The sequence below is a fragment of the Actinomadura nitritigenes genome, from assembly GCF_017573545.1.
In the GTDB taxonomy this organism is placed as follows: domain Bacteria; phylum Actinomycetota; class Actinomycetes; order Streptosporangiales; family Streptosporangiaceae; genus Spirillospora; species Spirillospora nitritigenes.
Genome location: NZ_JAGEOK010000003.1, coordinates 75,611 through 100,121, shown reverse-complemented (window position 1 = coordinate 100,121; position 24,511 = coordinate 75,611). Strand labels below are relative to the sequence as shown.

At 73.5% G+C, this 24,511-nt stretch carries 22 protein-coding genes; 15 read left to right on the top strand and 7 right to left on the bottom strand.

What is annotated here, in order from left to right; translation table 11 throughout:
* The first annotated feature begins 76 nt into the window (after positions 1-76).
* On the top strand, positions 77-928 hold the full coding sequence (locus J4557_RS04885; protein WP_208265140.1) for an SCO6745 family protein: 852 nt from the start codon (positions 77-79) through the stop codon (positions 926-928).
* Here the strand turns inward: J4557_RS04885 and ftsH are convergent.
* Positions 925-2,979, bottom strand: coding sequence for an ATP-dependent zinc metalloprotease FtsH (gene ftsH, locus J4557_RS04880; protein ID WP_307799409.1), 2,055 nt, complete (start codon positions 2,977-2,979; stop codon positions 925-927). The genes J4557_RS04885 and ftsH overlap by 4 nt on opposite strands.
* Before the next feature lie 159 nt (positions 2,980-3,138).
* Positions 3,139-3,933: a molybdate ABC transporter substrate-binding protein gene (gene modA, locus J4557_RS04875; protein WP_208265138.1), complete on the bottom strand. Its 795-nt coding sequence runs from the start codon at positions 3,931-3,933 to the stop codon at positions 3,139-3,141.
* 114 nt (positions 3,934-4,047) lie between these two features.
* Here modA and J4557_RS04870 point away from each other — a divergent pair, with 114 nt between their 5' ends.
* Both J4557_RS04870 and J4557_RS04865 read left to right on the top strand, forming a co-directional pair.
* Positions 4,048-4,728 carry a uracil-DNA glycosylase gene (locus J4557_RS04870; RefSeq protein ID WP_208265137.1) on the top strand — a complete coding sequence of 227 codons (681 nt, stop codon included), beginning with the start codon at positions 4,048-4,050 and terminating at the stop codon, positions 4,726-4,728.
* A 116-nt stretch (positions 4,729-4,844) separates the two neighbouring features.
* Entirely contained in the window at positions 4,845-5,870 is a 1,026-nt protein-coding gene (locus J4557_RS04865) for a hypothetical protein (RefSeq protein ID WP_208265136.1), read from the top strand.
* On the opposite strand, the gene J4557_RS04860 is transcribed toward J4557_RS04865, so the two are convergent.
* Genes J4557_RS04860 through J4557_RS04845 form a run of 4 tightly spaced genes read right to left on the bottom strand, consistent with a single transcriptional unit; the run spans position 5,834 to position 9,620 of the window.
* On the bottom strand, positions 5,834-6,700 hold the full coding sequence (locus J4557_RS04860; RefSeq protein WP_208265135.1) for a 1,4-dihydroxy-2-naphthoate polyprenyltransferase: 867 nt from the start codon (positions 6,698-6,700) through the stop codon (positions 5,834-5,836). The genes J4557_RS04865 and J4557_RS04860 overlap by 37 nt on opposite strands.
* Positions 6,701-6,743: 43 nt before the next feature.
* Complete coding sequence (locus tag J4557_RS04855; RefSeq protein WP_307799406.1) at positions 6,744-8,408, bottom strand: MFS transporter; 1,665 nt, start codon at positions 8,406-8,408, stop codon at positions 6,744-6,746.
* A gap of 60 nt (positions 8,409-8,468) precedes the next feature.
* Positions 8,469-9,023 (bottom strand): GNAT family N-acetyltransferase, encoded by a 555-nt coding sequence (locus tag J4557_RS04850; protein WP_208265134.1) that lies wholly within the window; start codon positions 9,021-9,023, stop codon positions 8,469-8,471.
* Positions 9,024-9,074: 51 nt separating this feature from the next.
* Positions 9,075-9,620, bottom strand: coding sequence for a CGNR zinc finger domain-containing protein (locus J4557_RS04845; RefSeq protein ID WP_208265133.1), 546 nt, complete (start codon positions 9,618-9,620; stop codon positions 9,075-9,077).
* Positions 9,621-9,720: 100 nt separating this feature from the next.
* On the opposite strand from J4557_RS04845, the gene J4557_RS04840 reads away from it, so the two are divergent.
* Positions 9,721-9,999, top strand: a complete 279-nt coding sequence (locus J4557_RS04840; RefSeq protein ID WP_208265132.1) for a hypothetical protein — start codon at positions 9,721-9,723, stop codon at positions 9,997-9,999.
* A complete protein-coding gene (locus J4557_RS04835; RefSeq protein WP_208265131.1) occupies positions 9,996-10,349 on the top strand; it encodes a VOC family protein in 354 nt (117 codons plus the stop codon). Before J4557_RS04840 ends, J4557_RS04835 begins: the two co-directional genes overlap by 4 nt.
* A 63-nt stretch (positions 10,350-10,412) precedes the next feature.
* Here J4557_RS04835 and J4557_RS04830 read toward each other — a convergent pair whose 3' ends face one another.
* Complete coding sequence (locus J4557_RS04830) at positions 10,413-11,801, bottom strand: aminotransferase-like domain-containing protein (RefSeq protein ID WP_208265130.1); 1,389 nt, start codon at positions 11,799-11,801, stop codon at positions 10,413-10,415.
* Here J4557_RS04830 and J4557_RS04825 point away from each other — a divergent pair.
* The 10 genes from J4557_RS04825 (at position 11,800) to J4557_RS04780 (ending at position 24,502) form a co-directional block, all read left to right on the top strand.
* On the top strand, positions 11,800-12,822 hold the full coding sequence (locus J4557_RS04825) for a DMT family transporter (protein WP_208265129.1): 1,023 nt from the start codon (positions 11,800-11,802) through the stop codon (positions 12,820-12,822). The genes J4557_RS04830 and J4557_RS04825 overlap by 2 nt on opposite strands.
* The gene (locus J4557_RS04820) at positions 12,797-13,822 is read left to right on the top strand and encodes a hypothetical protein (RefSeq protein ID WP_208265128.1); all 1,026 of its coding nucleotides are present in this window, start codon (positions 12,797-12,799) and stop codon (positions 13,820-13,822) included. The genes J4557_RS04825 and J4557_RS04820 overlap by 26 nt, the downstream gene beginning before the upstream one ends.
* Before the next feature lie 564 nt (positions 13,823-14,386).
* Positions 14,387-15,442: a glycoside hydrolase family 18 protein gene (locus tag J4557_RS04815; protein WP_243775308.1), complete on the top strand. Its 1,056-nt coding sequence runs from the start codon at positions 14,387-14,389 to the stop codon at positions 15,440-15,442.
* A gap of 137 nt (positions 15,443-15,579) precedes the next feature.
* Positions 15,580-15,801: a hypothetical protein gene (locus J4557_RS04810; protein WP_208242688.1), complete on the top strand. Its 222-nt coding sequence runs from the start codon at positions 15,580-15,582 to the stop codon at positions 15,799-15,801.
* A gap of 201 nt (positions 15,802-16,002) precedes the next feature.
* The gene (gene dapA, locus J4557_RS04805) at positions 16,003-16,941 is read left to right on the top strand and encodes a 4-hydroxy-tetrahydrodipicolinate synthase (RefSeq protein ID WP_208265127.1); all 939 of its coding nucleotides are present in this window, start codon (positions 16,003-16,005) and stop codon (positions 16,939-16,941) included.
* Positions 16,938-18,623 (top strand): ribonuclease J, encoded by a 1,686-nt coding sequence (locus tag J4557_RS04800; protein WP_208265126.1) that lies wholly within the window; start codon positions 16,938-16,940, stop codon positions 18,621-18,623. Before dapA ends, J4557_RS04800 begins: the two co-directional genes overlap by 4 nt.
* A 134-nt stretch (positions 18,624-18,757) precedes the next feature.
* Positions 18,758-21,421 (top strand): FtsK/SpoIIIE family DNA translocase, encoded by a 2,664-nt coding sequence (locus J4557_RS04795; RefSeq protein ID WP_208265125.1) that lies wholly within the window; start codon positions 18,758-18,760, stop codon positions 21,419-21,421.
* Positions 21,422-21,639: 218 nt separating this feature from the next.
* On the top strand, positions 21,640-22,395 hold the full coding sequence (locus tag J4557_RS04790) for a helix-turn-helix domain-containing protein (RefSeq protein ID WP_208265124.1): 756 nt from the start codon (positions 21,640-21,642) through the stop codon (positions 22,393-22,395).
* A gap of 95 nt (positions 22,396-22,490) precedes the next feature.
* Positions 22,491-23,918, top strand: a complete 1,428-nt coding sequence (gene rimO / locus J4557_RS04785) for a 30S ribosomal protein S12 methylthiotransferase RimO (protein WP_208265123.1) — start codon at positions 22,491-22,493, stop codon at positions 23,916-23,918.
* Positions 23,915-24,502, top strand: a complete 588-nt coding sequence (locus J4557_RS04780) for a CDP-alcohol phosphatidyltransferase family protein (RefSeq protein ID WP_208265122.1) — start codon at positions 23,915-23,917, stop codon at positions 24,500-24,502. The genes rimO and J4557_RS04780 overlap by 4 nt, the downstream gene beginning before the upstream one ends.
* Positions 24,503-24,511: the final 9 nt, after the last annotated feature.

The window sequence follows — 24,511 nt, the reverse complement described above, 5'->3', positions numbered from 1 at the left end:
CCACCACACTGACGGATCGGCCGGGCCGAATGTGACGGCTTGTCGGGTGCGACAGCGTGCCCTTAGCGTTCGTCGGGTGGACGACTCGATCGCGCGGGACCTGTGGACGGTCCTGGAGCCGCTGCACGCGGTGACGTACTTCGAACCGGAATGCCTGGCGGCGAACAAGGAGGCCGGGCTGAAGGGCTTCTGGATGGGCTACTTCGGCAGCCGCGCCGCGCCGCTCGGCGCGGTCCCGGCGGGCGTGGTCGAGGCGACGTTCTTCGGGTTCCATCCGTCCCGGGTGCGCCGGGCCGTCCCGGACGCGTGGCGGTTCGCCTCGCCCGAGCGCATCCTCGGCATACGGGGCGCGGCGGCGGCGCGGGCCCTGCGCCGGATCGTGCCGGGGATCGAGCGGACGGCCGCCGAGGCGGCGCCGGTGCTGCGCAGGGCGGTCGAGGAGGCGGACGCGGCGGGCCGCCCGCTGTTCGGCGCCAACCGCGACCTGGACGTCCCGGACGACCCCGTCGAGGCGCTCTGGCAGGCCGCGACGGCGCTGCGCGAGCACCGCGGCGACGGGCACGTGGCCGTCCTGACGAGCGAGGGGCTCGACGGCCTGACCTCGAACGTCCTCGCCGCCGCCGTCGGCGCGGTCACCCCCGACCAGATGCTGCTCAGCCGGGGGTGGTCGCGGGAGCAGTGGGACGACGCGGCGGACGCCCTCGCCGCCCGCGGCCTCGTGGAGGGCGGCACCGCGACCGGCGCGGGGCGGTCCCTCAAGGCCCGCGTCGAGGAGCGCACCGACGCGCTCGCCGCCCCGCCCTACCGCGCCGTCGACGACCCGAAGGCCCTCTACGACCTGCTGGTCCCCGCCGCGCAGGCCGTGGCCGACGCGGGCGAGATGCCCTACCCCAACCCGATCGGGCTGCCCCGCGTCGGCCGGGCCTAGCTTCGCGTCGGGGTCTTGGAGAGGTCGATCTCGGTGATGGTGCGGGTGATCCCCGCGGCGGCGTAGGCGGCCTCCTCGTCGAGCGTCTCCGCCTCCAGCAGCGCGGCGGCGAGCGAGTCGAGCTGGTCGCGGTGCGTGCGCAGGGTCTCGAGGGCCTCGGCGTAGCACTCGTCCACGATCCGGCGGGCCTCCAGGTCCACGGCGTCCAGGGTGCCCTGGGCGGCGTACTGGCCCATCGGCTCCATGCCGTCGGACGGCAGGATCGACAGCGGGCCGACCTTCGGGGACATGCCCCAGCGGCCCACCATCCCGCGGGCGATCTTGGTGACCTGCTCCAGGTCGCTCTCCGACCCGGTGGTGATCACGCCGAACACCAGCTCCTCGGCGGCCATCCCGCCGAGCGCGCCGATGATCCGGCCGCGCAGGTACCGCTCGTCGTAGGCGTAGCGGTCGCTGTCGGGCGTGGAGACGGTGACGCCGAGGGCGCGGCCGTGCGGCACGATCGTGATCTTGCGGACGGGGTCGGCGCCCGGCTGCAGCATGCCGAGCAGGCCGTGCCCGGACTCGTGGTAGGACGTGCGGCGCCGCTCCTCGAACGGCATGACCAGCGCGCGGCGGGTGCCGAGCTGCACCTTCTCCAGCGCGGTCTGGAAGTCGTCCATGTCGACCGCGTCCTTCTCGCGCTTGACGGCGAGCAGCGCGGCCTCGTTGACGAGGTTGGCCAGCTCGGCGCCCGTCATGCCGGGCGTCATCTTCGCGACCGAGAGGATGTCGGCGTCGCCGCCGAGCGGGACCTCGCGGGTGTGCACCCGCAGGATCGCGACGCGGCCGTCCAGGTCGGGCGGCGACACCGCGACCTGCCGGTCGAACCGGCCGGGCCGCATCAGCGCGGCGTCGAGGATGTCGGGCCGGTTGGTGGCGGCGATGACGACGACGCCCTCGGAGCCGGAGAAGCCGTCCATCTCGGTGAGGATCTGGTTCAGCGTCTGCTCGCGCTCGTCGTGCCCGCCGAGGCTGGCGCCGCTGCCGCGGGTCCGGCCGATGGTGTCGATCTCGTCGATGAAGATGATCGACGGGGCGGTCTTGCGGGCCTCGGTGAACAGCTCGCGGACGCGGGCGGCGCCGACGCCGACGACCATCTCGATGAACTCCGACGCGGCGGCGGAGTAGAACGGCACGTCGGCCTCGCCGGCGACGGCGCGGGCCAGCAGCGTCTTGCCGGTGCCGGGCGCGCCGGTGAGCAGCACGCCGCGCGGGACGCGGGCGCCCATCCGGCGGTACTTGCCCGGGTCCTTGAGGAAGTCGACGACCTCGCTGAGCTCGGCCTCGACCTCGTCGATGCCGGCGACGTCGGCGAACGTGGCGCGCTTCTCGTCGGGCGCGACGGGCTTCGGCGAGCGGCCGAAGCCGCCCATGATCCCGCCGCCCCCGCCGCCGGTCATCCGGCGCTGCAGCCACACCATGACGCCGATCCACAGGCCGACGAACAGCAGGGTGGGCAGCAGCGACAGCGCCAGGTTGGCGAGCAGGCCGCGGTCCTCGTTGACGGGCTTCGCCTCGACCGCGACGCCCTTGTTCACCATCTCGGTGTAGATCTTGTCGTCGGCGAACGCGGGGCGCAGCGTCTCGAACGCGGTGTAGGTCTTCTTCGGGTCCTCCTGCCCGGGGACCTGCTGCGCGCTCTTCAGCTTGCCCTGGATCTGGTAGCCCTTGGTGTAGACGTCCTTGACGTTCCCGGCCTGCACCTGCTGGGTGAAGGCGGTGTAGGGGACGCTCACCTTGTCCTGCTGGCCGGTGTAGTGCATCGAGACGTAGCTCAGCCCGAACACCACGAGCAGCAGCAGCCAGAACAGGGAGGTGTTGCGGCGGGGACGCCAGCCGCCGAAGCCGCCGCCGGCCTTCTTCGGCCGCTCGGGCACGCCCTCGGCGCGCCAGGGCCGCTCGGGGTCGTTGCGCGGCGGCACCGACTCGCGCCGGTCGCGCTCCGCGGAACCTGCACGCTGCGCCGCCGCCTCGCTCGGCTGTGGCGCGGGGGGTCGCTTGGACGGCACGTCTGGCATCTCCCGGTACGCATCGCTCGCGTCGCACGAGTGATCGGCTTCAACGAAGTCCCGGTTCGGGGCTCCGGGGAGGTAAACGGGAATCCGGTACGAGACGTTCCCGTGCCGTATCAGCGGTGGGCGAACGCACACCCCGGGACGTGGCGCCGGTCACTGCGGCCCGGCGGGGCTGGTGAACCCGTACTTGTTGAACAGCCGCTGCGCCTCGGGCGTGACCAGCCAGGACACGAAGTCGTCGGCGGCCCGGCGGTGGGGCCCGTCCTTGACGGCCGCCGCGGAATAGGTCGCGGTGACGTTCTGGACCGCCGGGATCGGAACGCTGCTGACCGCGATCCCGGCGGACCGGAGGTCGGTGATGTAGACCACACCGGCGTCGGCGTCGCCGACGCGGATCTCGTCCAGCACGGCCCGGGAGCTGATCTCCTCGGCGCTCGTCCGGACGGTCACCCCTGCCTTTGCGAACGCCTGGCGGGTGTAGCGGCCGATCGGCACGGACGAGGCGCCCGCGACGACCCGCAGCCCACGCCGCTCCAGGTCGCCCAGGCCCTGGACGCGCTTGGGGTTGCCGGGGCCGACCGCGATGGTGAGCGAGTTCCCGGCGATGGCCCGGCGGTGGCCGTCGAGGTACCGGTCGGCCTGGTTCAGGCTGACGGTGTCCGCGGTCGCCAGCACGTCGCCGGGGTCGCGCTCGGCGAGCCGCTCGGCCATCTCCGCCGAGCCGCCGAACTCCGGCCTCACCCGGACGTCCGGATGCGTCTGGCGGTAGGCCGCGCTCATCTCGCCGAACACCTCGGTGAGCGACGAGGATGCCAGTAGCGTCAGCGTCACGGGCCCGGACGACCCGCCGCACCCGGCGGCGAGGCCGAGGAGGACGAGGACGAGAAGGGCGGACGCGCGGGCACGCCCGACGGCGCCGTCGAGGCGCGCTCGGGGGGAGTCGGGCATATCGCAGAATCCTAGGGAGGGGCCCGGTCCGTCCCCGGGATTCCGACCTCAGCGTGTCGGTGCCCGGCGCTACTGTTCCCTCAACCGAGATCACCTTCCCCGGAGGCACGGACGATGTCCCTCGACCTGATGGAACTGCTCCCCGACGACTGGCGGCAGCGGCTCGACCCGCTGCTCGACCCGGTCGCCACCGCCGCGCTGGGCGCCTTCGTGGCGGGGGAGTACGACGGGCAGACCGTGTACCCGCCACGCGAGGACCTGTTCAACGCGTTCCGGCACTGCCCGTTCGACCGGGCCCGGGTGCTGATCCTCGGCCAGGACCCCTACCACGGCCCGGGCCAGGCGCACGGGCTCAGCTTCAGCGTCCGCGACGGCGTGCGGCTGCCCCCGTCGCTGCGCAACATCTACAAGGAGATGGCGTCCGACCTGGAGATCCCGCCCGCCGTGTCCGGCGACCTCACCCCGTGGGCCGACCAGGGCGTCCTGCTGCTGAACGCGGTGCTGACCGTGCGCGGCGGGGAGGCCGGGTCGCACGCGGGCAAGGGCTGGGAGGACTTCACCGACGCCGCGATCCGCGCGCTGAACGACAAGACCGACCGCGTCGTGTTCGTGCTGTGGGGCGCCTACGCCCGCAAGAAGGCGCGGCTCATCACCGGCCCGCAGCACACCGTGATCGAGTCCGCGCACCCGAGCCCGCTGAGCGCGAAGAAGTTCTTCGGGACCCGCCCGTTCAGCGCCGTGAACAAGGCGCTGGTCGACGCCGGCCAGCCCGAGATCGACTGGAGCCTCGCCTGACCGCGGCGGGCTGAGCGCCGCACCGGGCCCGCCTCACCCGCGCGGGGGAGGCGGACCTGTCCCGGTTCCCCATGCGGCGGGAGGCGCGCCGGAGCGCGCGCGGCGATGCTCGACGCATGACCGTTCCAGTTGAGCCCTTCGCCGTGGGCGCGCCGGCCCGGGGCCCGGGCGCCCTGCGGCTCGCCGTCTGCGCGGCGACCGTGGCCGCCTGCGTCCCCTACCTGTCCATCAAGATCGCCTGGCTGTCCGGCAGCACCGTCGGATGGAACGACGCCGCGGCGGCGCGGGACTCCGTCCTGTACGTCGGGAACGCGATCACGCTGGGCATGGACGCGCTGGCAGTGCTGGTCGCCTGCGCGTTCACGTTCCCGTGGGGACGGCGCGTCCCGGCGTGGCTGGTGCTGCCGCCGATCTGGATCGCGACCGGGCTGCTCGCGCCGATCGCGCTCGCGGTCCCGCTGGGGACGCTGATCCAGAGCGTGGTGTCCGCCGAGCCGGTGACGGGGGCCGGGAACGCGTTGCAGGGCTGGGTGTACGGCGTCGTCTACACGGGGTTCACGCTGCAGGCGATCGGGCTGCTCACCGCGTTCGTGCTCTACGCGCGGCGGCGGTGGCCGGAGGTCTTCACCGTCCGCACCGCTGACGTCCCTCAAGGGCCGACCCGATCACTGCAGATGCTGCTGGCGCGGGGAGCGGCCGTCCCCGCCGCCGTCTGCGCGGCCGTGCACTTCTTCTGGGCGTTCGGCGGGACGGCGGGGCTCCCGCACGACCTGGCGGCCGCCCGGAACGCACCGCAGCAGGTCCTCGACGGGGTGTGGGGCCTGCTCGCGCTGGGAGGCGCCGCGGGGCTCCTCGCGCTGGCGGGGCGGGCGCGCCGCCCGGCCCGGTTCGTCCTGCCGCTGGCGGCGGCCTGGGTGGGCGCGGGCGCGATGTTCGCCTGGTCGCTGTACGGGCTGATCGTGACGCTGGCGGCGGCGGACGCGCTCGGCGCCGACGCGGCGCCGGCGAGCGGCCTGGTCGCGCTCGGCGGCACGCTCACCGGGCTCGTCATCGCCCTGACCGGCGCTTTCCTGCTCGCCGAGCACGGCGGTGCCCGGCGCGCGGTTCAGAGCGCCAGGCCGATGGCGAGCAGCACCCCGTAGGCGATCTGGAGGCGGCCGGTCTCGCCCAGCACCGGGATCAGGGCGGGGCCGGACGCGCCGCCCAGCACCTTCTGCGTCGGCGGGATCGACAGCGGCGCCGCGAGCAGCGCGATCAGCGCCCACGGGTGCGGCGCCGCCAGCACCAGCACGAACATGAACGGCAGCGCGGCGCACGCGGCGTACAGGATCCGGGTGCGGCGGTCGCCGAGGACGACCGCGAGCGTCCGCTTGCCCGACTCGCGGTCGGTGGGGATGTCGCGCAGGTTGTTGGCGACCAGCAGCGCGCAGGCGAGCAGACCGACCGGCACCGCCGCCGCCCAGCCCTCCCAGGGCAGCTTCTCGGCCTGCACGTACACGGTCCCGACGACGGCGACGAGGCCGAAGAACACGAAGACCGACACCTCGCCGAGGGCCCGGTAGCCGTACGGGGTCTTCCCGCCGGTGTAGAACCACGCGGCGAGGATCGCGACCGCGCCGACCAGCAGCAGCCACCAGGTGGTGACGGCGGCGAGCACCAGCCCGGCGACGGCGGCGGCCAGGAAGCAGCCGAGCGCGGCAGCGAGGACCTGCTTGGGCGGCGCGACCTTCGAGCCGACGAGGCGCAGCGGCCCGACGCGGTCCTCGTCGGTGCCGCGGATGCCGTCGCTGTAGTCGTTGGAGTAGTTCACGCCGATCTGCAGGACGAGCGCGACGAACGCCGCCAGCAGCGCGCGCCACCAGACGGCGTGGTCCATCCCGGCGGCGACGCCCGTACCGACGACGACGGGAACGAGGGACGCGGGAAGGGTGCGGGGCCGGGATCCGGCGACCCATTGGTTCAGCGTGGCCACAGTTACCGCTCGTTCTCGTGGGACGACAGGGGTTCAGGGGGTGTCAGCCGCCCTGGGGTTCCGATTCTTCCCGATGTCGATCAGTGCTCGGGCGCAGCCGGAGCGAGAGGGCCAGCCCGGCGGCGAGGATCGCGGCGGTCGTGAGCGCGGCGTGCCTGGTCGCGACGGCGAGGCTCGCGTCCGCGGCGTGCGCCTCGACCGCCGTGCCGGGACTGTCGTGAAGATCACGTCCGTACGTCCCGGCGCTCTCGCGCAGGTGCCGGGTCACCGACGCCTGCACGTCCGGCGCCAGCGCCGTCCCGGCGAGCCGGTCGCTCATCGCGTGCCCGAGGCTCGTGGCGAACACCGTCCCGATCAGGGCGATGCCGAGGGCCGCGCCGACCTGCCGCGCGGTGGACTGCGTGCCGGAGGCCTGCCCGGCCTGCCCCGGCGGGACGTCCGCGAGCGAGACGTTCGTCAGCTGCGCCGACGTCAGGCCGAGGCCCAGGCCGTACAGCAGCATCCAGGGCGCGAGCCCGAATCCGCCGGTGGTCGCGGACACGGTGACGCCGAGGGCGAGGACGGCGGCGACCTCCAGCACCATGCCGATCTGCACGACCCGGTGCGCGCCGCGCTTGTTGGCGAGCCTGCCCGCGTACCCGCCGGTGAGGAACGCCCCGACGGCCAGCGGCAGGATCGCGACGCTGATCTGCAGCGGGTTCGTGCCGTGCACGCCCAGCAGGAACAGCGGCAGGATGAACAGCAGCCCCAGCTCGCCCACGTTGATCAGGGACGAGGCGAGGTTGCCGTGCCGGAAGTTCGGGATCCGGAACAGGTCGAGGTCCAGCATCACCGGACGGCCCGCCGCCGCCCGCGCCCGCTCGACGACCACCAGCGCCGCGATCAGCACGATCCCGAGCGCGATCACCACCGGGACGGGCGACACCGCCGTGCCCGGCCAGTCGAACCCGGCCACCGAGAACCGCCGGGTGGCCGCCCACCAGCCGTACGTCTGGCCCTCGATCAGCCCGCACACCAGGGCGGCGAGCCCGAGCGCCGACAGCGCCGCCCCGGACCAGTCGATCTCGCGGAGCGCCCCCCGCGCGGCCGTGCCCGCGGCGCGGGTCTCCGGCATCAGCCGGAACGCGCCCGCGATGAGGGCCGCGCCGAGCGGGACGTTGATCCCGAACGCCCAGCGCCAGCCGCCGCCGGTCGCGACGGCCCCGCCGACCAGCGGCCCGAGCGCGGCCATCCCGCTGATCATCGAGCCCCAGATCCCGAACGCGACGGCACGGTCCCGTCCGGTGAACACCGCGTTCACCGTGGACAGCGTCGCGGGCAGGATCATCGACGCGCCGACGCCCTGCGCCGCCCGCGCGGCCACCAGCGCGCCGCCGCCGCCCGCCGCCGCGGCGGCCAGGCTCGCGACCGCGAACACCGCCACGCCGAGCACGAACATCCGGCGCCGCCCGAACAGGTCGCCGGCCCGGCCGAACGGGATCAGCAGGGCCGCGAACACCAGCGAGTACACCGAGGTGATCCACTCCGCGCCGGCGGTCGTCAGGTCCAGGTCGGACACGATCCGCGGCAGCAGCACGCCGACGATGGTGGCGTCCACGACGACCAGCGAGACGCCCAGGCTGATGACGACCATGCCGAGCCACCGGCGGTGGTCGGCGCTCGGCGGCGTCGCCGGGGCATGCGGCGTCAGGGAGGTGGACTCGGGCACGGCCTCAACGATATGGCCGGACGGCCCGTGCCCCTCACCGGCCCCCGCCGGACGGCGCCGCTACCGGACGGCGATGTCGGTGTGGAGCCGGATCTGCCGGACGGGCTCGCCCATGTCGAGGGTGCGGGCCGTCCCGTCGGGCGCCCAGCCCGCGCCGCCGAGGAACCGCCGGATGACCTCGTCCTTCTCGAAGACCCAGCTGATCAGGGTGGTGAAGCCGTCCTCGCGGAGCAGGTCGACGGTGGCGGCGAGCAGCCGGCTGCCGTGCCCGGCGCGGGCGTGCAGCGGGTCGACCAGCAGCGTGATCAGCTCGGCCGTGGTGGCGGCGTCGAGGTCGGCGTCCTCGGCGGGGGCGTGCGCCGCGAACCCCACGACCAGGTCGGACGCGACCGCGACGAGCAGCCGGTGCCGCGGGCTCGGCGGGTTCGCCGCCGCGTCCGCCCAGCGCTCCCGCCACGCCTCCAGGGCGTCCGGGCCGGTCACCCGCTCGAGGACGCCGGCGGGGAGCAGGTCGCGGTAGGCCTGCCGCCAGGCGCGCACCTGGATGTCGGCGACGGCGGCCGCGTCCGCGCGCCGCGCGTCCCGCACCCCCGCATCGGCCCCACCAGCGGTCATGGCAGCCCCTCTCCTGGACGATCACCGCACACCCTAGGGCCCGGCACCGGCTCAGGCGCGGTTGCGGGCCCGGTAGGCGCGGGTCTTGGTGCGGTTGCCGCAGGTGCGCATCGAGCACCAGGACCGCGACCGGTTCTTGGACGTGTCGAGGAACGCCCAGCGGCAGGTGCCCTCCTGGCAGACCTTGAGGCGCGGCCACGTCCCGGCGGCGGCCGCGTCCATGATCGCGGCGGCGAGGCGGGCGAGTCCCGCGGCGGCGGTCGCGGGCGGGTCGAGCGGGACGAGCGCGGGCCGCGGCCCGGTCAGGTCGACGCGCAGCGGCAGCGCGGCGAGCGCGTCGTCCAGATCGCCGGGGAAGTCGGCCTCCTGCGGCCCGTGGTGGGCGGCCATGGCCTCGCGCAGGCCCTCGCGCAGGGTGATCGCGGTGCTCAGGTCGGCGGGCCCGGCGGGCGTCCCGGGCGGGACGAGCCCGCGCCCGGCCAGCCATCCGGCCAGCGCCTCCGGCGCGGGGAGGCCCTCGGCGCCGGAGTCGAGGTCCAGCGTGTTGACGAAGTCCTGCAGCAGCAGGGCCGGGTCGTCGGTCTGCGCGTCCGCCATCGGTCCCTCCACCCGTCCGTGAGCAGCCTACCAACCGTCGACACCAGTGAACGTCTTTTACTGGTTGCGCGATTCCGACACCATCGTTACCGTTTCACTGGTGTCAACGAAGGGAGGCGCGATGAACGCGCTGCCGTACCTGGCGGGCCTCGCGGCCCGGCACGCCTGGGCCGGGCGGGAGTTCGCGCGGCTGCAGGCCGACATCGTCGAGGCGCGGCTCACCGCCGGCGCCCTGGCGAGGGAGCGCGCGGCGCGCAGGCGCGCCCGGCTCCGCGCCCTGCTTCCGGCGCGTCCGGTCCGCCGCCCTGAGCCGGTGCACTGCCGGCGCGCCACCGCGCGCTCGGCGCGGATCGCCCGTCCCGTGGGAGGAGCCCGATGACCGGCCTGAAGCTCGGCGTCGTGGTCGACTGCGCCGACCCGAAGGCGCTGGCCGCGTTCTGGGGCGGGCTGCTCGGCGTGCGGACCGCCGCCGCCGAGGACGACTGGCTCGACCTGGAGCCGGCCGGCGAGGGCGGCCCGGTGCTGTCGTTCCAGCGCGTCCCGGAGCGCAAGGCGATCAAGAACCGGATCCACTTCGACCTGGACGTCCCCGACATCCACGCCGCCGGCGAGCGCGCCGCGCGGCTCGGCGCGACCCCGGCCGGCGGGCCGATGGGCGACCCGCGGGCCCCGTTCCGGGTGTGGCGCGACCCGGAGGGCAACGAGTTCTGCTTCTGCACGGCGCCCTGACGACCCGGGGGCCCGACCGCACGGCGCCCTGACCGCACGGCGCGCCGGCCTCCGGGCGGGCCGTCAGCGCAGGACGGTGGCGAGGCGCCGGACGCCCTCCGCCAGCTCCGCCTCCGACGACGCGCTGCCGTAGCTCAGCCGCAGGAACGGCGCCGGCGGCTCGGCGGGGAAGAACGGCCGCCCGGCGCTGACCAGGACGCCCGCGCGCAGGGCGGCGTCGGCGACCGCGACGTCGTCGACGCCGTCCGGCAGCCGGACCCACAGGTGGAGGCCGCCCGCCGGACGGTTCGGGCGCAGCTCCGGCAGGTCCCGGGCGAGCGCGGCGCGCAGTGCGTCGCGGCGCGCAGGCAGCGCCGTGCGGATCGCCCGCAGGTGCCGCGGCCAGCCCGGCGAGCTGACGAGCTCGAGCAGCGTCTCCTGCAGCGGACGGGCCGGGAAGAACTCCTCGACGAGCTGCGTCGCGCGGATCCGCTCGGCGACCGGGCCGCGCGCGATCACCGCGGCGATCCGCAGGCTCGGCGCGGTGGCCTTGGTGAGCGAGGCGATGTGCACGACCCGGCCGTCGGCGTCCTGCGCGATCAGCGGCGGCGGGGGCGGGTCGATGCCGAGGTGCCGCGCGTAGTCGTCCTCGACGACGAAGGCGCCGGCGGCGCGCGCGACGTCGAGGACCCGCGCGCGCCGTTCGGCGCTCAGCACCGCCCCGGTCGGGTTGTGGAAGGCCGGCTGGCAGTAGAACGCCCGCGCGCCGCTCATCGCGAACGCCTCGGCGAGCAGGTCGGGGCGGACGCCCTCGGCGTCCACCGGCACGGGGACGGGCCGCAGCCCGCTCGCCCGCGCGACGGCCAGCACGCCGAGGTACGTCGGCGACTCGACCAGGACGGGCGCGCCGGGCGGGAGCAGCGCCCGCAGCACGGTCGTGAGCGACTGCTGCCCGCCGTTGGTGACGGTCACGTCGCCGGGGGACACGCCGCCGCCGACGCCGCGGGCGAACCAGGCGCGCAGCTCGGGCACGCCGCCGGGCCGGGGCATGTCCCACGCGCTCGGCCGCCGGGCCGCCCGCCCCGCGGCGTTCGCCAGGGCGCGGACCGGCTGCAGGCTCGGGTGCGGGTAGCCGCCGCTGAGCGCGACGGTGCCCTCCGGCGGCGGGGTGAGCAGCCAGGACACGCCCGCCGCGTCCACCGAGCGGCCCGCCAGCGCCACCGCCTGCCAGCCGAAGTCGGCGGGCTCGGACGCGGGGGAGGGCCGCCGCGCGGCGAAGGCGCCCGCGCCCGGGCGCGTGACGACCAGCCCCTCGGCGGCGAGCAGCCCGATGGCCCGCGACACCGTGACGGGGCTGACGCGGTGCCGCTCGACCAGCGCCCGGCTCGACGGCAGGCGCTCGCCCGGGCTCAGCCGGCCCACCTCGGTGCGCAGCGCGTCGGCGAGAGCCGCCACACTGCTATCGTTGTTCATGAGTACCAAGGATAGCGCTACTGCACCCAGCCCGGTAGCGGGCACGAGGCCGGGGCTCGGCATCTGGCTCGCCGCACTGGGCGTGCTGATCTTCTCTTTCACCCTTCCGGGCACGGAGTACGGACTGGAGGGCCTCGACCCCTACCTGATCGGGGTCGGCCGGTCGGCCGCCGCGAGCGTCCTCGCCGCGATCGCACTGCTATCGGTCCGGGCCCGCCGGCCGCGCGGCCGCGAGTGGGGTGCGCTCGCCGTCGCGGCCGCCGGGGTGGTCTTCGGGTTCCCGATCCTGTCCACGCTCGCGCTCGACCGGGGCGCCTCGTCCTCCCACTCGGCCGTCGTGGTCGGGCTGCTGCCGGCGGCGACCGCCGTCCTCGGCGCGCTGCGCGCGGGCGAGCGCCCGTCCCGCGCCTTCTGGCTCGCCGGCGCCGCCGGGGCCGCCTGCGTCACCGGCTTCGCGCTGGTCCGCGGCGCCGGCCGGTTCAGCGCCGCCGACCTGCTGCTGTTCGGCGCGCTGCTGGCCGCAGCCGCGGGCTACGCCGAGGGCGGCCGCCTCGCCCGCGACATGCCCGGCTGGCGGGTGATCTCCTGGGCGCTCGTCCTGGCCGCGCCGATCACGGTCCCGGTGACCGGCCTCCTGCTCGCGACGACCCGCCCGCACTGGACGGGCCACGCCGCGCTCGGCTTCGGCTACGTGACCGCCTTCTCCGCCTACCTCGGCTTCTTCGCCTGGTACGAGGGGCTGGCGCGGGCCGGGATCGCCCGCGCGAGCCAGGTGCAGCTCGCCCAGCCGGTGATGACGCTCGGCTGGTCGTGGCTGCTGCTCGGCGAGTCGATCGACGCGGTGACGGCGGTGGGCGCCGCCGGTGTCCTCGTCTGCGTGGCCCTCACCCAGCGGACGCGGGTGCGCCGCGCCCCCGCCGCCTTCCCGGTCGCGACCGGGTCGCCGACAATGGACGGTAGGGCGTCACGAGACGGTGACCATCGAGGAGCCTTCCATGGCCGACAAGCCGACCGTTCCTGAGGGCGGGTTCTGGCCCGCCCCGGACATCCCGCAGCCGAACATCTACCCGATGGAGTGGCGGGTCGAGACCGACAAGCTCGCCGCGATCTACGAGAAGTCGAAGCGGACCGTCTGGAACCCCGCCGACCTGCCCTGGGACGAGCTGCGCCCGGACGGCTTCCCGCCGGAGCAGCGCCTCGGGCTCATGTACTGGTTCGCGGTGCTCGCCAACTTCGACGCCTCCGGGCCCGCGGTGTTCGCCCGCGCGACCATCCACGCGTTCGAGCAGCACGAGGAGGACCCGGTCCGCAAGTGCTTCTTCTCGATCACCCGCGACGAGATGAACCACGAGGAGTGCTGCCAGCGGTCGATCGCGCGGATCTGGCCGGGCGGCCCGCTCGACTGGACGCCGCGGACCGACCTGGAGAAGGCCGCGCACAACAACATCGGCTGGCTCTACCACAACGGCGGCCGCTACTGGCAGGGCTACAACAGCGCCGTCCGCAGGTACTCGCTGGCCGTGCTGTTCACCAGCTTCATGATGGGGGAGATGGCCGCGTCCACGCTGTTCCGCGGCATGGCGTCCGGCACCCGGCACCCGCTGTTCGGCGAGATGTTCAAGCGGATCGGCCGGGACGAGTCGCGGCACCTGCAGATCTGCATGACGATCCTGGAGAACGAGTGGCCCGGCCTCACCGAGGACGTGAAGGGCCAGATCACCAAGCAGCTGCGGGCCGGCTTCGTGTTCCTGTCGATGATCCTCTGGGAGCCGCCGGAGGGCTTCTGGGACCTGCCGCCCTACTTCCTGCACAACCACCGCGTGCTGATGGACCACGCCCGCGACGCGGGTCTCGGCGTGCTGTCGTTCGACGAGCAGGCGGAGAACTGGCGGGTCGCGATCGCCCGGGTCCGCGCGATCGTGGAGCGCTGGGGCATCGAGTTCCCCGCGATCCCCGAGCTGGACATCTCCGGCGTGGACGTCACCGGCATCGAGGCGGCGGACATCATCCCGGTCTTCTGATGGCGGTGCGTTCGGCGCCGGGCGCCCGGCGCCGAACGCGCCGCCGGAGAAATATCGGTCCTCGACGGTTCAGTCTTTGACGATCTGGGCCAGCAGGGTGACGACGCCGACTCCGACCCCGATCGGGATCGCGGCCTGCGGTGCCATTGCGGTCAGAGCGCCGGCGCCGATCGCCACGAGGACGATCAGGAGCGCCCGGGTGCTGAGCAGTGCCTCTCGAGGGGGAACGACCCCCCGCCCCCGGGCCGACTTCGTCGGTAGCAGGGGTCTCGGTTCGGCCTGGTCCGGTCGTGCTCGCATGTCGGTTCGACCTCCATCCCGGTATTCGGAACAGGATCGGGGCGGCCCCCCAACAGAGACCCAGTCGAGACCGGGGGCCCGGCACCGCTAGGCCGCCTCGTCACCCAAGAATTCCCCCGTTGTCAACGCTTGCCGCGCCCGCCGCGCGGTTCGGGGACAATCATGATCGACCCATGGCCGGCGCGTGCCCTCCGGCTTGCCGCACGCGGACCCGGCGGGCTCCGGTTCGTCCGATGTGCCGGACCGATACGCGATCATTGCTAAATGACGGGGATCAGGCGTTCTGGCGGGAAATGGCGCGGTGCGCTGCGGTGGGCGGGCTGGACGGCCGCGTACGTGCTGGGGCTGGTCGCGCTCACCCTCGCCGGCGCGTGGACGTGGTGGCAGCCCGAGCCGGAGGCGCGCGGCACCGAGGCGAACGCGCTGTGGGCCAGGCACCAGTGGGTGGGGGAGCCGCACACCGACGCCGAGTACCGGGCCCTCGCGGAGCTCCTCGAGCAGAACCGCATCACCGACGTGTTCTTCCATGCCGGGCCGTTCGAGGCGGACGGGACGGTCCCCGCGGCCAAGTACCGGTACGCGGGGCCGCTCGCCAAGGCCGTCCACCGGTACGCGCCGGGGGTGCGAGTCCAGGCGTACCTCGGCCAGATCCGGGAGGTCGAGGGCAAGGGGGTCATCGACCTGGACGACCCCGCCGTCCGGGAACGGGTGCTGCGGACCGACGCGGCCTTCCTCGACCTCGGGTTCGACGGCGTCCACTACGACTTCGAGCCGATCTACCCCGACGACGGCGCGTTCCTCGCGCTGCTGGACGCGACCCGCGCGCTGACCCGCTCCCGCGGCCGCCTGCTGTCGGTGGCGCTGGAGCAGTCGACGCTCGTCGACGCGGCGCAGCCCGTCTACAAGGCCCTGCTCCCGCGTACCGGGCCGTGGCACTACCCGCCGCGTCCGACCGACGCCTTCCTGCGGAAGGTCGCCGCGCGCGTCGACCAGGTGGCCGTCATGGCCTACGACGTTTCCCTGCCGACGCAGTCGCTCGCGGGCTGGCACTTCGCCCGGCACACCCGCCACACCCTCGAACTGATCGGCGATCGGGTCACGGTCTTCATGGGCGTGCCCACATATCGGCCCTTGATGGACTGGGCTGAGAATCTCACCGTCGCCCTTCGTGGTGTACGGCGCGGAATCGGCGAGCTCAAACGCCCGCCGAAGCGTCCGTACGGCGTCGGCGTGTACGCGGACTGGACCACCACGCCGGCCGAATGGGCCCGATATCGCGCGACATGGCTGCCCGCGGCGACAGAAAAAGTTGGCCGCTGAGAAACCCGGCCGACTACGTACCGATTTCTCCGTCCGCCCAGCTGAGAAGGGGTGTATAGCCGGACATCGGCGGGGTACGCATCGGTGCGGTAGAGCGGGCCGTACCGTCGGCTGGCAAGGAAGCGAGGACGAGGCCGATGCGCATTCAGCAGACCGCGTGGCATGACGCCGACCGGCTCAGCGAGCTGTCAGCCGAGTTCACCGGATGGCGGATCGGGCGGGGCGGATCCGGCCACTGGTGGGCGGTCCGGGGCAATGATCTCGTGCGCACGCCGGACGTCGAGGAACTGCGCGGCCGGCTGCGCGAACTGACCGGAGGGTCACGTTATCCAACCGAGTCCGGGAAGTGGCCGGACTGACCCCGTAACGAGGCATTTGCGTGCCACGATGTCGGGTGTGGGAGCCGCCGCCACGCGTACCCCCGAGCGTGTGGCGGCGGCTTCTTCCATGCCCGCTCCGAGCCCGGCCCGGAGGGCCGCCGGCGCTCCCGTCCCGACCCGGCCGCCGAACCCCTCCACCTGCGGCTCCAACCCGGCGGCCGGAACGGTACCGTTCGATGCATGGCACCCAGCACAACGACCGACGCCCCGTTCGGGCGGATGCTGACCGCGATGGTCACGCCGTTCCTGCCGGACGGCGGAGTCGACTACGACGGCGCCGCACGCCTCGCGACCCACCTGGTCGACGAGCGGCGCCACGACGGCCTGGTCGTCAACGGGACGACCGGCGAGTCGCCGACGACGAGCGACGACGAGAAGAGCAAGCTTCTGCGCGCGGTCATCGAGGCGGTCGGCGACCGCGCCGTGATCGTCGCCGGTGCCGGAACCAACCACACCGAGCACACCCTGAAACTCGCGCGGCAGGCCGAGGCCGCCGGCGCGCACGGTCTGCTCGTGGTCACCCCGTACTACAACAAGCCTCCGCAGGAGGGCCTGCTCCGCCACTTCTCGGCGGTGGCCGACGCGACGGGGCTGCCCAACATGCTCTACGACATCCCGGGGCGCGCCGGGGTGCCGATCCAGAACGACACGCTGATGCAGCTCGCCGAGCATCCGCGGATCATCGCCGTCAAGGACGCCAAGGGCGACCTGTTCGGCGCCTCCCGGGTGATGGCGGAGACCGACCTGGTCTGGTACTCCGGCGACGACGTGCTGAACCTGCCCTGGCTGTCGGTCGGCGCCGCCGGGTTCGTCAGCGTGGTCGGCCATGTCGTGGGAATCGAACTCCATGAGATGATCGACGCATACCGCGCCGGTGAGCATGGGCGGGCGCTGGAGATCCACCGGCGGCTGCTGCCCGTGGTCACCGCGATCATGACCCGTACGCAGGGCGCCATCGCCGTCAAGGCAGCGCTGAACCTGCTGGGCCTTCCCGGGGGCGGCCCGCTGCGCGCCCCGCTGGTGGAGGCCACGCCGGAGTTCGCGGCGCGCCTGCGTGAAGACCTCACGATAGGGGGAGTCAAAGTGCCGGAGGTCGTCATTCCGGAGGTCGCCCGGTGAGCCATCCTCACCCGGAGCTCTCGCACCCGCCCGCGCCGCCCGAGGGCGGTCTGCGCATCGTCGCGCTCGGCGGGCTGGGGGAGATCGGCCGCAACATGACGGTCTACGAGTACGGCGGTCGCCTGCTCGTCGTCGACTGCGGCGTGCTCTTCCCCGAGACCGAGCAGCCCGGCGTCGACCTGATACTGCCGGACTTCGAGTACATCAGGGACCGCCTCGACGACATCGAGGCCGTCGTCCTCACGCACGGGCACGAGGACCACATCGGCGCGGTCCCGTACCTGCTGCGCGAGCGCCGCGACATCCCGCTGGTCGGCTCGAGGCTCACGCTGGCCCTGCTGGAGGCCAAGCTCACCGAGCACCGCATCAAGCCGGTCACCGACGTGGTGGCCGAGGGCGACCGGCGCACGTTCGGGCCGTTCGACTGCGAGTTCTTCGCCGTCAACCACTCGATCCCGGACGCGCTCGCGCTCGCCGTCCGCACGTCCGCCGGGCTCGTCCTGCACACCGGCGACTTCAAGATGGACCAGCTGCCGCTGGACGGCCGGCTCACCGACCTGCCCGGGTTCGCCCGGCTCGGCACCGAGGGCATCGACCTGCTGCTGTCGGACTCGACCAACGCCGAGGTCCCGGGCTTCGTCACCAGCGAGCGCAACATCGGCCCGGTCGTCGACGAGGTGTTCCGCACCGCGCAGGAGCGGCTCATCGTCGCCTGCTTCGCCTCGCACATCCACCGTGTGCAGCAGGTGCTGGACGCGGCCGTCGCCAACGGCCGCAAGGTCTGCTTCGTCGGCCGCTCGATGGTGCGCAACATGGGCGTCGCCCGCGAACTGGGCTACCTGAACGTCCCCGAGGACGTGATGGTCGACCAGAAGGAGCTGGACGACATCCCCGGCGACCGGCTGGTGCTGGTGTGCACCGGCTCGCAGGGCGAGCCGATGTCGGCGCTGTCGCGGATGGCCAACCGCGACCACTCGATCCGCATCACCGACCGCGACACCGTGATGCTGGCGTCCTCGCTCATCCCGGGCAACGAGAACGCGGTCAACCGCGTCATCAACGGCCTCACCCGGTGGGGCGCGCGGATCGTGCACAAGGGCAACGCGCTGGTGCACGTGTCCGGGCACGCGTCGGCGGGCGAGCTGCTGTACGTGCTGAACGTGACGAAGCCGGGCAACTTCATGCCGATCCACGGCGAGTGGCGGCACCTGCGGGCGCACGCCAAGCTCGCCGCGCTCACCGGCGTGCCGGACGACAACATCGTCATCGCCGAGGACGGCGTCGTCGTCGACCTGGTGGACGGGCGGGCCCGGATCGTCGGCGCCGTCCCGGCCGGGTACGTCTACGTGGACGGCCTGTCGGTCGGCGAGGTCACCGAGACCTCGCTGAAGGACCGGCGGATCCTCGGCGAGGAGGGCTTCGTCTCCATCGTCGTCGGCATCGACTCGACCTCCGGCAAGCTGGTGGCCGGGCCCGAGGTGCACGCCCGCGGCGCCGGCATCGTCAACGAGGACTTCGACGAGATCATCGAGCGGATCGAGGGCGTGCTGGCCGGCGCGGCCGGCGACGCCGTGAACGACACGCACCAGATCAACCAGCTGATCCGGCGCACGGTCGGCAAGTGGGTGAGCGACAACTACCGCCGCCGCCCCATGATCATCCCGGTGGTCGTCGAGGTGTAGCCGCCGCCCGGGACGGCCGTGCCGCGCACCGCGCGCGGCCGTCCCGGGCCGCGTCGTTCCCGCTCGTCCGGTATGGGCAACACGCCCGTTCGCCGTCCCCGGAACCCGGACGCTCCTTGGTTACTCTCATGACCATGGCCACACGTGCGTCCGGGGGAGCGAAGACCACCTCCTCGCGTACCGGGGGCAGCGCGGCTCGCAAACCCGCAGGGTCGGCCCCCCGGAAGCGAACGAACGGCAGCGCCAGGAGCGGCGGAGCGAAGGGCGGTGGAGCGAGGGGCGGCGCCAAGGGCGGCGCGGGCCGGGGATCCGGCCGGGGCCGCCCGCAGCAGAAGCCGGACCCGATCTCGCAGGCCGTCCTCGGCTTCTTCAAGCTGCTGTTCAAGCTGTACCTGCTCGCGGCGGTCGCCGTCGGCTCGATCTTCCGCGCCTACGGCGACGGCGCCCGCAACCTCGATCCCGAGCACCGGCGCGACGGGCTCGGGCTCGCGCTGCTCGGCTCGTCGATCGTGCTGGCGTCGGTGACCTGGTTCCGGCCGGACGGCGTCGTCACGATCGCCCTGGAGAAGGTCGTGCGCGGCGGCATCGGCATCGTGGCCATGGCGCTGCCGGTCGTGCTGGCGCTGCTGGCGTGGCGGACGCTGCGCCATCCCGAGCAGAGCGAGGAGACCGGGCGCGTCGTCATCGGCCTGACCGCGCTCACCGTCGGGGTGCTCGGCATCCTGCACATCGCGGCGGGCGTCCCGTCGCCGGCCAAGGACATGGCCGGCGTGCGCGACGCGGGCGGCGTCGTCGGCTGGCTGGTGTCGGCGCCGCTGGACGCCGCGCTCAGCGGCTGGGTGGCGGTGCCGCTGCTGCTCCTGCTGTCGGGGTTCGGGCTGCTGGTCATCACCGCGACCCCGATCGCGAAGGTGCCCGAGCGGGTCGGCGACCTGTGGGCCGTCGCGACGCTGCAGGGCCGCCCCGAGCACCCGTCCGGCGCGGCGGACGAGGAGGAGGCGCCGAAGAAGCGCCGCCGCAAGAAGAAGCCGGACGAGTCCGAGGACGAGCTGGAGGTCGGCGAGCACTCGCGGCCGTACGACACGCCGCTGCTGGAGGACGAGCCGAAGCGCCCGGACCGGCCGAGCCGCGACCTCGCGGACGAGCTGTTCGAGCCGGACCCGTTCGGCGGGGACGTCCCGCCGCCGGCGCCGCCCGTCGACGACGTGCCGCCGCCGGCCGACCCGGTCCTGGAGGAGCCCGCGCCGCCCGAGGAGCCCGCGCACGCCGACGTCCCGGACCCGACCCCGGCGCCGCGCAGCTCCGAGCAGCTGCCGCTGTCGTCGTCCGGCGAGATCTACGTCCTGCCGGACCCGTCGGCGCTGCGGCCGGGCAGCGTGGCCAAGCCGCGCACGAAGGCCAACGACACGGTGGTCAACGCGCTCACCGGCGTGCTGGAGCAGTTCGACATCGACGCGCAGGTCACCGGGTTCACGCGGGGCCCGACGATCACCCGCTACGAGATCGAGCTGGGTCCCGCGGTGAAGGTGGAGAAGGTCACCGCGCTCACCAAGAACATCGCGTACGCGGTGAAGAGCGCGGACGTGCGGATCATCTCCCCGATCCCCGGCAAGTCGGCGATCGGCGTGGAGATCCCGAACACCGACAAGGACATCGTCAGCCTCGGCGACGTGCTGCGCTCCCCGGCGGCGACCAACGAGCACCACCCGATGGTGGTGGGGCTCGGCAAGGACGTCGAGGGCCGCACCGTGGTGGCGAACCTGGCGAAGATGCCGCACATCCTGATCGCGGGCGCGACGGGCGCGGGCAAGTCGACCTGCATCAACGGGCTGATCACGTCGGTGCTGATGCGGGCGACGCCGGACGAGGTGCGGATGATCCTGGTCGACCCGAAACGGGTCGAGCTGACCATGTACCAGGGCATTCCCCATCTGATCACCCCGATCATCACCAACCCCAAGAAAGCGGCGGAAGCCCTCGAATGGGTCGTCGGCGAAATGGACCGCCGGTACGACGACCTCGCCGCGTCCGGGTTCCGGCACATCGACGACTTCAACAAGGCGGTGAAGGCGGGCAAGCTCACCGCGCCGCCCGGCAGCGAGCGCGTCTACACCCCCTACCCCTACATGCTGGTGATCGTCGACGAGCTCGCCGACCTGATGATGGTCGCGCCCCGCGACGTCGAGGACTCGGTCGTCCGCATCACCCAGCTCGCCCGAGCCGCCGGCATCCACCTCGTCCTCGCGACGCAGCGCCCGTCCGTCGACGTCGTCACCGGCCTCATCAAGGCCAACGTGCCGTCCCGGCTGGCGTTCGCGACGTCCTCGCTGTCCGACAGCCGCGTCATCCTCGACCAGCCGGGCGCGGAGAAGCTCGTCGGGCAGGGCGACGCGCTGTTCCTGCCGATGGGCGCGAGCAAGCCCATGCGGATCCAGAACGCCTACGTGTCGGAGAAGGAGATCCACTCGGTCGTCGACCACTGCAAGGGGCAGATGGAGGCGAAGTACCGGGAGGACGTCGCCGAGTCGTCCGCGCCGAAGAAGGAGATCGACGAGGACATCGGCGACGACATGGACCTGCTCGTCCAGGCGATCGAGCTGGTGGTGTCGACGCAGTTCGGGTCCACCTCGATGCTGCAGCGCAAGCTGCGCGTCGGCTTCGCCAAGGCGGGCCGGCTGATGGACCTGATGGAGAGCCGCGACATCGTCGGGCCGAGCGAGGGCTCCAAGGCGCGCGACGTCCTCGTCAAGCCCGACGACCTGCCGGGAGTGCTCGCGGAACTGCGCGGCGGGGGCTGACCGGGCGCTCCCGCGGCGCACTTACCGCAGGGAAACAACGGAATGCCGTCGCGGTTACCGTCATATGGCCACCGGATACCAGGAACGGCATGGCGGAATGATGCGAAATCTTGCCCTGTTTCGAACGTGTTGGCGCTCGCCGAGCGGGCATTCCCGTTTCTAGACTGGTGTCGCATCAGCGTGGAACCAGCCGCGAACGCGCTCGAAGGAGGCCCGGCGTGAGCATCGGTGAGACCTTGGCCCAGGAGCGTCGGCAGGCGGGTCTCTCGGTGACGCAGGTCAGTCTCCAGACGCGGATCCGCGAGACGGTGATCCGCGGCATGGAGTCCGACGACTTCTCCGCCTGCGGCGGCAACTTCTACGCGCGCGGGCACATCCGCAGCGTCGCGCGGGTCATCGGCATCGATCCGGAACCGCTGGTCAGCGAGTTCGACGCCGCGCACGGCGGCGCGCCGCAGCCGGTGTCGGCGACGGCGGCGTTCGAGCCGGAGCGCCCGATCCCGTTCCGCGAGCGCCGCTCGGCGAACTGGAGCGCGGCGATGGCGCTCGCCCTCGCCGTCGTGGTGATCGCCGGGGTGGTCCAGGCCGTCCGGCACGACGGCGGGCACGAGCGGCACACCGCGCGGCAGGTCGCGGGGACGCCCTCGCCGGGCACCCCGAAGCCGACGCAGCCCGCGCCCGCCAAGTCCACCGACCCGGTGGCGGCGGCGCCGCGCACCACGGTCGAGGTCGAGGTCATCGCCAAGCGGACGGTGTGGGTCAACGTCCGCGGGGACAAGGGCAAGGCGCTGTACTCCGGCGTGCTGCGCAGCGGCGACCAGAAGAAGTGGACCGCCAAGAAGAAGATCAGCATGGTGATCGGCATCGGCGGCGGCGTCCGGCTCACCGTGAACGGCAAGGACATCGGCACGCCCGGGAAGGGCAAGGGCGTCCAGCGGCTCAGCTTCGACCGCAACGACCCCGCCGCCGCCTGAGGCCCCCGCCCGCCGGGCCCGGCGGCACCTGACCGCTCGGTCACCAGGGCGGGGCGGCGGTCCACGGCGCTGCCCGGGCCCATTACCTTAGGGGCATGTCGACTCGCCGCAAGGTCTCGCTCATCACCCTCGGATGCGCCCGCAACGAGGTGGACTCCGAGGAGCTCGCCGCGCGCATCGAGGACGCCGGGTGGGACCTGTCGGACGGCGCGGACGGCGCCGACGTCGTGGTCGTCAACACCTGCGGCTTCATCGAGGCGGCCAAGAAGGACTCCATCGACACGCTGCTCGCGGCGCACGACTCCGGCGCCAAGGTCGTCGCGGCCGGCTGCATGGCCGAGCGGTACGGCCGGGAGCTGGCGGAGGCCCTGCCGGAGGCCGACGCGGTGATCGGCTTCGACGACTACCTGTCGATCGGGGAGCGGCTCGACGACGTGATGGAGGGCCGGGCGCGCGAGGCGCACGCCCCGCGCGACCGCCGCACGCTGCTGCCGATCAGCCCGGTCGAGCGGTCCGCGTCCGCGGAGGGCGTGGCGATCCCGGGGCACGGCGGCCCCTCCGGCGAGCAGGGCGACCTGCCGGACGGGGTGGCGCCCGCGTCCGGCCCGCGGGTGCTGCGGCGGCGCCTCGGCGGCGGCCCGGTGGCGCCGCTCAAGCTCGCGTCCGGCTGCGACCGGCGCTGCACGTTCTGCGCGATCCCGGCGTTCCGCGGCGCGTACGTGTCGCGGCCCCCGGCGGAGGTGCTGGAGGAGGCGCACTGGCTCGCCGGCCACGGTGTCCGGGAACTGGTCCTCGTCAGCGAGAACTCCACGTCCTACGGCAAGGACCTCGGTGATCTCCGCGCGCTGGAGAAGCTGCTGCCCGGCCTCGCGGCGGTGGACGGCATCGAGCGCGTCCGCGTCAGCTACCTGCAGCCGGCCGAGACCCGGCCGGGGCTGATCGAGGCGATCTGCGGCACGCCCGGCGTCGCGCCCTACTTCGACCTGTCCTTCCAGCACGCCAGCGGCCCGGTGCTGCGCTCCATGCGCCGGTTCGGCGACCGCGTCCGGTTCCTGGAGCTGCTCGACCAGATCCGCGCGCAGGCCCCGGAGGCGGGCGTGCGATCCAACTTCATCGTCGGGTTCCCCGGCGAGACCGAGGACGACTTCGAGGAGCTGGTGGAGTTCCTGTCCGCCGCGCGGCTGGACGCCGTCGGGGTGTTCGGCTACTCCGACGAGGACGGCACCGAGGCCGCGAACCTCGACGGCAAGGTCGACCGGGACGAGATCGCCCGCCGCGTCGAGGAGCTGTCGGAGCTGGCCGAGGAGCTGACCGCGCAGCGCGCCGAGGACCGCGTCGGCTCGCGGATCGACGTGCTGCTGGAGGACAAGGTGGACGGCGGGTTCGAGGGCCGCGCCGCGCACCAGGCGCCCGAGGTGGACGGCACGGTGCTGGTCCGGGGCGAGGGCCTGGCCCTCGGCGAGATCGTCGCCGCCCGGGTCACCGGCAGCGAGGGCGTGGACCTCGTCGCGGACGTGTCATGATCGCGGGCACGCCGGAGCCGGTCGCCGGGTCGCCGGACCCGCCGCCGGCGAGCGTCTACAACATCGCCAACGCGCTGACGCTGCTGCGGATCGTGCTGGTCCCGCTGTTCGTGTGGCTGCTGTTCATGGACGGCACCGGCTGGCGGATCGGCGCGTTCGCGGTGTTCGCGGCCGCGTCCGTCACCGACAAGATCGACGGCGACCTGGCCCGGGCCCGCGGCCTGGTCACCGACTTCGGCAAGATCGCCGACCCGATCGCCGACAAGGCGCTGACCGGGGCGGCGCTGGTCAGCCTGTCGGCGCTGGGCGAGCTGTGGTGGTGGGTGACGGCCGTCATCATGGCCCGCGAGATCGGCATCACGGTGATGCGGTTCGTCGTCATCCGGTACGGGGTGATCCCGGCCAGCAAGGGCGGCAAGCTGAAGACGATGCTGCAGGTCTTCGCGATCGGCTTCTACATCCTGCCCGGCCCGCTGGACTACCTGCGCTGGGTCACGATGGCCGCCGCGCTGATCGTCACCGTGGTCACCGGCGTGGACTACGTCGTCCAGGCGTGGCGCCTGCGGCGTGCTCCCCGCAGCTGACCCTCTCGC